This is a genomic window from Moorena sp. SIO4G3 (assembly GCF_010692305.1).
Classification (GTDB): domain Bacteria; phylum Cyanobacteriota; class Cyanobacteriia; order Cyanobacteriales; family Coleofasciculaceae; genus Moorena; species Moorena producens_A.
The window spans coordinates 1-9749 of sequence record NZ_JAAHIG010000331.1; the positions used below are offsets into that span (position 1 = coordinate 1).

At 44.0% G+C, this 9749-nt stretch carries 10 protein-coding genes and 1 pseudogene; 3 read left to right on the forward strand and 8 right to left on the reverse strand.

Going from position 1 to position 9749, the window contains the following annotated elements:
- Nucleotides 1-435: 435 nt before the first annotated feature.
- From F6J99_RS45845 to F6J99_RS35295, 6 genes and pseudogenes are all read right to left on the reverse strand, one after another.
- A pseudogene (locus tag F6J99_RS45845) lies at nucleotides 436-856 on the reverse strand (YccF family protein).
- Between the two features lie 177 nt (nucleotides 857-1033).
- Nucleotides 1034-1894, reverse strand: coding sequence for an alpha/beta hydrolase (locus F6J99_RS35275; protein ID WP_365974907.1), 861 nt, complete (start codon nucleotides 1892-1894; stop codon nucleotides 1034-1036).
- 103 nt (nucleotides 1895-1997) lie between these two features.
- A complete protein-coding gene (locus F6J99_RS35280) occupies nucleotides 1998-2360 on the reverse strand; it encodes a DUF5615 family PIN-like protein (protein WP_293120155.1) in 363 nt (120 codons plus the stop codon).
- On the reverse strand, nucleotides 2335-2688 hold the full coding sequence (locus F6J99_RS35285) for a DUF433 domain-containing protein (RefSeq protein WP_293120157.1): 354 nt from the start codon (nucleotides 2686-2688) through the stop codon (nucleotides 2335-2337). The genes F6J99_RS35280 and F6J99_RS35285 overlap by 26 nt, the downstream gene beginning before the upstream one ends.
- Nucleotides 2689-2744: 56 nt before the next feature.
- Complete coding sequence (locus tag F6J99_RS35290; protein ID WP_293120159.1) at nucleotides 2745-4448, reverse strand: ABC-ATPase domain-containing protein; 1704 nt, start codon at nucleotides 4446-4448, stop codon at nucleotides 2745-2747.
- 293 nt (nucleotides 4449-4741) lie between these two features.
- Nucleotides 4742-5959: a hypothetical protein gene (locus F6J99_RS35295; protein ID WP_293120161.1), complete on the reverse strand. Its 1218-nt coding sequence runs from the start codon at nucleotides 5957-5959 to the stop codon at nucleotides 4742-4744.
- A 258-nt stretch (nucleotides 5960-6217) separates the two neighbouring features.
- On the opposite strand from F6J99_RS35295, the gene F6J99_RS35300 reads away from it, so the two are divergent.
- From F6J99_RS35300 to F6J99_RS35310, 3 genes are all read left to right on the forward strand, one after another.
- Nucleotides 6218-6694, forward strand: a complete 477-nt coding sequence (locus F6J99_RS35300; protein WP_293120163.1) for a M67 family metallopeptidase — start codon at nucleotides 6218-6220, stop codon at nucleotides 6692-6694.
- Nucleotides 6695-6728: 34 nt separating this feature from the next.
- Entirely contained in the window at nucleotides 6729-7901 is a 1173-nt protein-coding gene (gene moeB / locus F6J99_RS35305) for a molybdopterin-synthase adenylyltransferase MoeB (RefSeq protein ID WP_293120165.1), read from the forward strand.
- Between the two features lie 248 nt (nucleotides 7902-8149).
- The gene (locus tag F6J99_RS35310) at nucleotides 8150-8299 is read left to right on the forward strand and encodes a hypothetical protein (RefSeq protein WP_293120167.1); all 150 of its coding nucleotides are present in this window, start codon (nucleotides 8150-8152) and stop codon (nucleotides 8297-8299) included.
- 230 nt (nucleotides 8300-8529) lie between these two features.
- Here the strand turns inward: F6J99_RS35310 and F6J99_RS35315 are convergent, their stop codons facing one another.
- Both F6J99_RS35315 and F6J99_RS35320 read right to left on the reverse strand, forming a co-directional pair.
- Nucleotides 8530-9111, reverse strand: a complete 582-nt coding sequence (locus F6J99_RS35315) for a DJ-1/PfpI family protein (RefSeq protein WP_293120169.1) — start codon at nucleotides 9109-9111, stop codon at nucleotides 8530-8532.
- Nucleotides 9112-9306: 195 nt separating this feature from the next.
- Nucleotides 9307-9612, reverse strand: a complete 306-nt coding sequence (locus F6J99_RS35320; protein WP_293120171.1) for a DUF4351 domain-containing protein — start codon at nucleotides 9610-9612, stop codon at nucleotides 9307-9309.
- Between the last annotated feature and the right edge of the window lie 137 nt (nucleotides 9613-9749).

Consider the following 9749-nt stretch of genomic DNA (forward strand, 5'->3'; position numbering starts at 1 on the left):
CTGTTGTGCATTTATAGCGTTTCTAGGACTCATGAGGTACACATTATTTTTCACCTCTTCCCTCTTCCCTCTTCCCTCTTCCCTCTTACTTCTTACCTCTTCCCTGCTCCCTGCTCCCTGCTCCCTGCTCCCTGCTCCCTAAAAACCAGAAATTTGTACCTCACAAGTCGTAGAATTGCTATAATACTGTATTAGTGGCTGAAATCAAATAAAAAAAATAGATTACAGTGTGCTTTTGCCTTTTGCCTTGCTAAAACCAATTTTAAATGCGTTTTCGCTTATATCAAATATATCACTTCGGCTTTGTGAGCATCACGCGCCAAAAAACAAAAGCAATTAAGGATGCATAACCTAATACTGTTAGCCACTCCTCCAAAGTGCCCATACCCAAGAAAACTGTGTTATCCATAAATACAGAAGTATTGACTATAAAATTTAGCGCAACTCTCTTCCGAAGGGAAATAGAGACAGGGGAATTAATTTAAAATGCTGTTGGGCAAAGGGAAGGCCAATAATCGTAATCGCTAAAATCAGCCCTGATACCAAATGAGCAAGAGCAATCTCCCAGCCAAAGGCGATCACCCAGATAATGTTAAAAATCATATTGAGGAGGCTACCAACCTCTGACGTTTCCTCAATGGTTTTGCCAAATGGTGCCAGAGTAGCGATGCCCAGCTTGATAGCCTGTATTCCAAAGGGGATGCCAATAATAGTCAGACAAATCCCTGTCTTGATGCAGTCGCTCATGGGGGAAACCCCCAAGACCGCGCTGCATCGCTAATCCACCGATAATGTAACCGGCACCAACAGCTAAACCACCAAAGATTAACCAGATAATGTTCCCTAAAAGGCTCATGACTCTCCTTTATTAATCCCCTTGGTACTACTTAATTATACCAGTTAATGGGATAAAGTACTTCGTCCTAGGTTTTAGGGAGTAGGGAGTAGGGAGTAGGGAGTGGGGGTAATAAAATTGAATGGTCTAATATGGTCTAATCCTGAACCATCAGAGCCAAACCCTCAGACCAACAAGTCATCCCTCAAAGTCAGAGGGCTTTTGCTGTTGCTCTTCCAAAAATACCTCTACAGCCCGATTAAACTCTTCCGGCTCTACTAAAAAAGGCCAATGATTCCCAGGAACTTGACGGATAGTTAATTTTTTTAGATACGTTTTATAGGGTTTTAGCTGCCCATCGGAACGATTAAGACCTTTTTCTGGTACTATCAATACTGTAGGAATTTCAATAATTTCCGTTAGTCCTGCTACGCGCATCACGTCTTCAAAAATCTCATTTCTGGCCTGAACCACAAATTTACTGCCCCAACTGCCATCAAGTTTAGGTTCAATGCTGGCTTTAAATACTTGTTGCTGAAAGGGACTCCAACCCCGGTATTGTTTTAATTGTTTAGCTTGTGCTACCGCTTGCTCATAACTAACAAAGGGTCCCATAGCTTTTACAAAAGGCAAGACACGGAAGAGTAGGGGAAACATAACCTTAAACCACATCGGAATTTTCCCCATGAAAAAGGGATCCACCAAAATTAGGCTGCGGAATCGGGATGGATTTTGCTTAGCCCAAATCGGAACTAATTTACCAGTCCAGGAGTGACCGAGGATATGAGCACTAGACCATCCTAGGTGATTCATTAAGGCTTCTAAATCGGCGATGTGATCATCAAAGGTATAGCCTTGATCCGGCTTGCTACTTTCCCCATGACCGCGCAGATCTGGAGCAATGATATGATACTTTGGGGCAAGGTAATCCCCGAGGCTAGACCACACTAGGCTATGGTCTGCTAAGCCATGTAAGAGTAACAAGGGAGTTTGGCCTTGGTTCCATTCTAGGTAAGACAGTTGGATGTTTGGTAAATCTAAGGTTTGACGTATGGGCATGATGGGATGATTGCGCTTAAGCCATGGTACTGTGATCTTGCATTAATTTTAGGGGGCTAGGGTGCAAAACCTTACCTTAATCAACCCACGCTATGTAATCAGTTTATATCATTGTCAAATGAACAATTTGGTCTTGGTATTCATTTTCAAATGATGCCTCAGCTATAAAAATTAGCTGCTGAATAGTTTCACCGATATTCAATTTTGGACTTAGAATAAAAATTCCTGGTACATGTCTACCTTCAGTTAGGTGATCTGCTAAGTGTACAGGCATTGACTTGCGGTTATTGGTTACCAATACAAAATCATATTCCTCACACCAGCATAGAATTTCTGGGTCTTGTGTACCTTTTGGTGGAGTGGCTGGATCTCCAACAGCTCTGACAACTAAATCAGGTGCTTGCCGACGTAGTTGAATCTGATAGACTGGATTTACATTTTCATCCAGCAGATAATTCAGACTCATAGGCTTTCTTGTTCGCTTCTTGTTCTGCTTTTAATTTTCGTAATCGAACTATACCTGGAGGAGGGTTGAGTTCTTGAGCTTTTTGTTGCTGATGACTCCATTCCAGCCAGTCAGAAATATATTGGCTGACAACTTCTTTGTTGTTTAAGTAGTAAAGAATTGTGGCATAAACTTGATCCAAGGTAATGGTGTAAAAACAGTTAATAATTTCTTCTGGAGTACGATTTCGATAAATGTACTCATACAGCACATTCTCAATGCCCACTCGCGTTCCTTTGATGCGAATATCATCAGGAGCAATAAAATCAAAATAGTCTTCTATTTTCATGATTATCAAGAATTGATAATTGATAATTTTAAAAGCACTGTTTAACCAGATTACCCTCAAAGCACTGACAGGGTCCGCAATCGATTCAGCGCTGCTGCTAATTCCAAGCGGCGGAATTGGACTAAATCCCCTTCAGGAAAGAACGTTAGTACATCCAATCCTTGTTCTTCAATATCTTTCATCACCAGATTCAAAATTTCGGATAGGGTCAATCGTTCATCGATATACTTCTCTTTAGCATAAACAAGAGCCCTGGAAATCCCTCTTAACTGACCTACTTCTACAATCTGCTCAACAGCAGATAAATCAATATTCTCTGCGCCAAACCCTACTTCATCTACATCTCGGACTTTTAATTTTACGGCTTTGCGTCCACGACTGGGGTCAATCCCATCTGCTAATGGTACTCGTGGGGTAATACTACCAAAGTGTTTCCCGCCTTCAGCGGTGCGTTCGGTAAAGTATTTTTCGGCAATTAACTGAGCCTTTTCGGTGACATCCTGGGGTTGGAAGTTGTCCATGGCAATGACCGTATCGGCTACATCAAAGTAATCTCCACTGCCTCCCATGACTAATATAGTAGAGACACCATACTCGGTATAGAGCTGTTGGACTTTATCAATAAATGGTGTAATGGGTTCTTTATCTTTAGCAATCAGCTCCTGCATACGGCGATCGCGAATCATAAAGTTAGTTGCTGCTGTGTCTTCGTCTACCAACAGTAACTCGGTACCGGCCTCCAGTGCTTCCATAATATTTGCGGCCTGGGAGGTGCTACCACTGGCATTGGTGGTGGAAAATTTTTCAGTGGAGCGACCGTGAGGTAATTGATTAATAAATGGGGAAATATCTACACCAGAAATCCCCCGACCATCTTCAGCCCGAATCTTGACAGCGGTGGGATTGGTGACTACTAATTCCCGTCCATCTCCAGGAATATGATTGTAAACTCCTAATTCAATGGCTTTGAGCACTGTGGATTTGCCATGATAGCCACCTCCTACAATCAAGGTGATCCCTTCTGGGATTCCCATACCGGTAATTAATCCTCGATTGGGGCAAGTGAATGCTACTTCAAGTGTCTTGGGAGATTGAAATGCGATCGCATTCTCTTGCAATGGTTTGTCATCCACCCCACTGGAGCGTGGCAAAATGGCACCGTTAGGAATAAAAGCAACTAATTCACGGGTTCCCAGCTGTTGACGCAGCCAATCTGCATCTTCCACTGTTTCTACATGATGCTTAATGGCAGCTGGATCGAGGACTTCATACTTGATGGATTGGTCAATAATATCAGGGATATCTTGGCATAGCATTTCTGCGGCCTGACGCCCAGAAATCCGACGACCACGGGCTGGTAATCCTACCACAAACCGGATTTCTACTCCTTCATCACTCACCAAAGCCGAGGTGCGCTCCAGCACGGATTGTCCGACACGGGTAATCGCAATCAAGCCACTATTCCCGGTACCCCGCCGACAGCTCATTTCCCCAGCTACCCAATCAAAGGAGCGAGTGAGATAATCCTCTAGGGCGATGGCTCGGCTGTCAGTGCGATAAAGCTCACTGGGAAAACCAGCCACTGACTGGGGTAAGTACACGCGCACTTGGCTAGGAGAGGCAAAGGGGTCTCCCTGAACCCTGTCAATGACTAGAGTGAAATCTGGAAACTGATAGCTGCCCTTGATATCTCGGTAGGATTTGTAGCTGCGGTCATCGAGTTGTAGCAGTAAAGACTCCAATTGATTGCTAGTTGCCATAATTGCCAGGGGAAAATTGCTTGTTAATTGTCAATGGTTACTAGCCAATTGTCAATTAACAAGGGATTCATGACTTTTGAGTGTTTAAGTAAGCATTCAGCCGTCAGCTGTCAGCCGTCAGCTTATTTTATTTAAAACCACCGATTGCGCTACGCGCACGCTGCGCGAACAGCTTTTGAATAAAACAGCTAACCATTTGTTTAATGTGAGTTACGTCTGGATGATAGCTGACCGCTGACCGCTGACCGCTGACCGCTGACCGCTGACCGCTGACCGCTGACCGCTTACGTTTACTAACTTGACTGCTCTGATAGGTTAACTAGACTTAATTCTTGCAGTGATTTTTCCAGAGCAGCGGTTTCCCAATAGAGCTTTATTGCTCCATGAAAGCTGGGATTTACTGTAATATCATCTATAGTATAGACGTTTACAAATCCGAATTGAATTGCTTTGATTACAGCACTTCTTGGAATCAATTCAACATATTTTTTCAAGTAACCAGCACTTATATTCAGCGATACATCAATGCGATGATAATTCCCGACATTCACAAACCCAAACATCTTAATATCAATTTCAGATTGTTCATTAAAAACGGCTTGTTGTAGGGTTAAAGCACCAGCTTCAATCAGTTCTTCCATTTGACCGGCGTCTGCCAAGTTTTGCCTAAATAATCCCAGCAGCTTCCCTAATGTAGCCTCATCTTGATCCTTAAGTACTACTTCTAAGTCTATTCCCAGCTTGTCTTCATTCACAGAGTTTTTGATCAATGCGATCGCACCTTCTCTGAACCCCTGATTTTGTGTTGGCGGATTCTGTCTGACCCCCTGATCTTGTGGTGGCGGATTCTGGTTGAACAGTAAGCTAGGTTGAGCACTGCTTTGCTCACTGCTATCATATCTATCAATTAAGCCAAACTTAAGTAATAGTTTGTCAATACCTAAAATTTGCTTTTGGGCAGCTTGCCATAGCACTGTTCTGAGGTTAGTCCGAAATTCTCCGATTGGATTTAATAACCACCATGCTTTACGAGACAGAGACTTTTTGGAGAGATGATTCCCCTTATTCCATTGATTTTTCAGCTCCTGATCGGTAAGGTAACGGGACTGAAACGGTAAGGACGAGTCGGGAATAGAGATTAGTAGTTTTCCACCCTCATAGGTTAAGGCAGGGGTAAAAATTTTATCTATTTTAATTTCAATCTCATGGAGTTGGAAGATACTCGTGGGTTGACCGAGGATGCTTATTTGAAAATATTGCAGAAATTCCCCTACTGCCTCCATTTGTTGTAAGGCTAAGTTTTTTACTGACTTAAAGGGAATATTTTTAACAATTTTGACAGATATCTTGTAAACCTGCTCCAATGGGATAATGTTGCTAATCGGAATTTTACGACGTTGCAAGCAGTCTATTACTTCCCGGTCATGGTGTTTGAAAATATTGGCAGCATTCTCCTGAAAAAAAAATCGATACTCTTCGTTGTTTGCTATTCTAGTGCGGTTAGGAGTCATATCAAACCCTGGTTATTAAGGACTTGTTAGTTGAAAAGTTACGATTGAGACTGGTGACTTGAGACTGGTTAATTGAAATTTGACCAACACCGAAAACTAATAAGTATTACACCCGACAATATCTTACCTATTACAAGTGATATTATAGTTGATAATTTTAGAATTGATAATTTTTGCTTAACAGTTGACAGTTGACGGTACTATAGACTCAACTTTCAACAAAAAAATAATTACTTCAAGGGTGATGGTTAAATCGGTATGGGCTTAACACTGGACACTCAGCATCAACTGGCAATTGAAAACCACGCAGAAAGCACCTATCCAGAAGAGTGCTGCGGTTTACTATTGGGTAAGCACCGGGGTGAGGTGAAAACGCTGGTTGAAGTATTACCCACACCGAACAACTGGGATAGTGAAGCAGCTGATGCCTATGCTACGGTTGAGGGCAAACCTCAGGGAGATTATAGCAGACAGCGCCGATTCAGCATTGCTCCTGAGGTGCTACTGCGGGCACAAAAAGACGCACGCGATCGCAATCTCGATATAATCGGGATCTATCACTCTCATCCGGATCACCCAGCGGTACCTTCAGAATTTGATCGTGCGATCGCATGGCAGCAATACTCGTATATTATTGTTGCCGTTGAGGAAGGTAAAGCGTGTGACTTCAGAAGTTGGAGCCTGGATGAACACCACCAGTTCCAGCCAGAAGAAACTATCATTATCAAAGGTTAAGTCCTGAGTCTTACCGCTTCAAACCCAACATGCCATGTTAAATCCCAATCTAGATGAAATCCAATTAAGTAAAGACGAATACGAACGTTACTCCCGACACCTGATTTTGCCCGAAGTTGGGTTAGATGGACAAAAACGCCTCAAAGCTGCCAGTGTCCTATGTGTAGGTAGTGGTGGATTAGGTTCACCCCTATTGCTCTATCTTGCTGCTGCTGGAATTGGAAACCTAGGTCTAGTAGATTTCGATGTTGTAGATAGTTCTAACCTTCAACGTCAGGTAATTCACGGGACGTCGTGGGTAGGCAAACCGAAAATTCAGTCGGCCAAAGAGCGGATTCTAGAAATCAACCCTCACTGTCAGGTAGACCTCTACGAAACCCTGCTGAATTCTGAGAATGCCTTGGAAATCATGGCACCCTATGACATTATCGTTGATGGTACGGACAACTTTCCCACCCGTTACCTAGTCAATGATGCGTGTGTACTTCTGAATAAGCCAAACGTCTATGGCTCTATTTTCCGGTTTGAGGGACAGGCGACAGTCTTTAATTACGAAGGTGGTCCCAACTACCGCGACTTGTTCCCTGAGCCCCCACCACCAGGAATGGTACCTTCCTGTGCCGAAGGAGGGGTTTTGGGCATTCTGCCAGGAATTATTGGCGTGATTCAAGCAACGGAAACGGTCAAAATTATTTTAGGCCAGGGGGATACCCTCAGTGGACGTTTGTTGCTGTACAACTCTTTAAATATGACCTTCCGGGAATTGAAACTGGGACTAAATCCAGAACGACCGGTGATTGAGAAGTTGATTGACTATCAACAATTCTGTGGCATTCCCCAAGCTAAAGAAGAGGAAGCCAAACGCCAGATGGATATCAAAGAGATGAATGTCCAGGAGCTCAAGGAACTCATGGAAAGTGGTGCGGATGATTTTGTTTTGATTGATGTCCGCAATCCCCATGAATATGACATTGCTAAGATTTCTGGCTCAGTTCTAGTGCCATTACCGGATATTGAACAAGGTTCTGGTGTAGCAAAAGTCAAGGAACTGGTTAATGGTCATCGCTTGATTGCCCATTGCAAGAAGGGAGGTCGCTCAGCGAAAGCCTTGGGGATTTTGAAAGAGGCTGGTATTGAAGGGATTAATGTTAAAGGAGGTATTACTGCCTGGAGTCAGGAAATTGATTCATCAGTACCGCAATACTAACTAAATATATAGCAATTATGGTGAACCAGTCAGGGACATTGCTTATCCTTTTAAGGCAAAAGGAATCCCCCCTGACCCCCCTTAATAAGGGGGGAAGGCAAAAGGCAAAAGGCAAAAGGCAAAAGGCAATAGTCAAGAAGGTTTTAACCAGGGAACAGAACTATGTCTTAACCTTGTCTTGGACTGCTATAGGAACTGGATCTGTCAGCCAAGCAAAGCGCGAGTGGGGGAAACCACGGCAGTTGCTCATGGGGGAGACCCCCACAGGTCGGCACTGCCTCCCCTGTTCCCTTGCTGCATCGCTGGCCACGGTAACGCGAATTCCATTAGTTGTATTTGGTGCGATCGCAGATGAGTTTGCGATCGCTATTTTATTTACTGGTCACCAATGCTGCTAATTCTGTAGATACTGTCTGATCTCAAAGTATAGTTCAGCACTGATCTCAAAGTTGCTCCCTGTCAGCCAAGCAAAGCGCGAGTGGGGGAAACCACGGCAGTTGCTCATGGGGGAGACCCCCACAGGTCGGCACTGCCTCCCCTGTTCCCTTGCTGCATCGCTGCTCCCTACTCCCTGCTCCCTACTCCCTAAAACCCAGGAATTTATACCTTACCCCATTGAAAAGTGCTATCAATGCTCAATGCGAGTACCTAAAACTTTGAGGAATTCTGCTAGCCACTGGGGATGAGCAGGCCAAGCGGGAGCTGTTACTAAATTACCGTCTACGATTGCTTGATCTACTGGGATGTCAGCATAGGTTCCACCAGCACGGGTAACATCGGGACCACAGGCTGGATAAGCGGAACATTTTTTACCTTGGATTACATCTGCTGCTGCCAACAATTGAGCACCATGACAAATTGCTGCGATTGGTTTGTTTGCTTGGGCAAAGTGCTGCACGATTTTGATCACATCTTGATTCAGGCGGATGTATTCTGGTGCTCGCCCCCCTGGAATCACTAGGGCGTCATAATCTTCAGGATTGATCCCATCAAAGGTGGCATTGAGGGTGAAGTTGTGACCAGGCTTCTCAGTGTAAGTCTGGTCTCCTTCAAAGTCATGAACCGCTGTACGAACAATGTCCCCAGCTTTTTTGTCAGGACAGACAGCATCAACGGTATGTCCTACCATCTGCAACCCTTGGAAGGGAACCATCACTTCGTAGTCTTCTACAAAGTCACCTACGAGCATTAAGATTTGCTTTCCTGCCATGTTATCACTCCTGTGGTTTGAATCGGAATAGCTCTTGAGCAATCCTAATGTATCAAGGTTCTGAGATTGTTCGCGTAGTGTGGCCTTTTGGCCAAGGTTGTCTGTCAGAATGAAGAATGAAGAATGCAGAATGAAGAATGCAGAATGAAGAATTTAGAATCTATAATTCTTCATTCTTCATTCAAAAATTGGGATTTAGTGCTCCAACCAAACCGCTAAATCCGTTGCGGTCTTAAAATCCAACAACGCTTCACTCAATTCCTCCAATCGAGTAATCGATAATCCCTCAATCTGCTGTTGGAGAACAGGGTCAATTAAACCTAACCTCAGGGTTAGCAAACGCATCACTATTAATACCGCTTCCTCCTGCTTTCCTCGGTCGAGTCCCTGCTGGAGTCCCTTCTGGACTCCCTTTTGGATAATATCTTGATAGGTGGGGCGACCGATGAAGGCGCTCAGAGAAGTGAAAGGAGTAAAGACCTTTCCACGGCTAGGATTCAAGCCAAGTTCTCACCCGAAGGAGCATTTTGAGATGGATACATCAGGCCGAAAAGCTAGAGTATTCCCGAATCGAGATGTTTCAGAGCTAGAGGGTAAAACGTAATTAGAACCTTACATACCGCAACCAGGGACTAAGC

Coding starts and splice junctions, on each gene's coding strand:
- F6J99_RS35275 (WP_365974907.1), bottom strand. CDS start 1,894: ATGCCCATACGTCAAACCTTAGATTTACCAAACATCCAACTGTCTTAC.
- F6J99_RS35280 (WP_293120155.1), bottom strand. CDS start 2,360: ATGAGTCTGAATTATCTGCTGGATGAAAATGTAAATCCAGTCTATCAG.
- F6J99_RS35285 (WP_293120157.1), bottom strand. CDS start 2,688: ATGAAAATAGAAGACTATTTTGATTTTATTGCTCCTGATGATATTCGC.
- F6J99_RS35290 (WP_293120159.1), bottom strand. CDS start 4,448: ATGGCAACTAGCAATCAATTGGAGTCTTTACTGCTACAACTCGATGAC.
- F6J99_RS35295 (WP_293120161.1), bottom strand. CDS start 5,959: ATGACTCCTAACCGCACTAGAATAGCAAACAACGAAGAGTATCGATTT.
- F6J99_RS35300 (WP_293120163.1), top strand. CDS start 6,218: ATGGGCTTAACACTGGACACTCAGCATCAACTGGCAATTGAAAACCAC.
- moeB (WP_293120165.1), top strand. CDS start 6,729: ATGTTAAATCCCAATCTAGATGAAATCCAATTAAGTAAAGACGAATAC.
- F6J99_RS35310 (WP_293120167.1), top strand. CDS start 8,150: ATGGGGGAGACCCCCACAGGTCGGCACTGCCTCCCCTGTTCCCTTGCT.
- F6J99_RS35315 (WP_293120169.1), bottom strand. CDS start 9,111: ATGGCAGGAAAGCAAATCTTAATGCTCGTAGGTGACTTTGTAGAAGAC.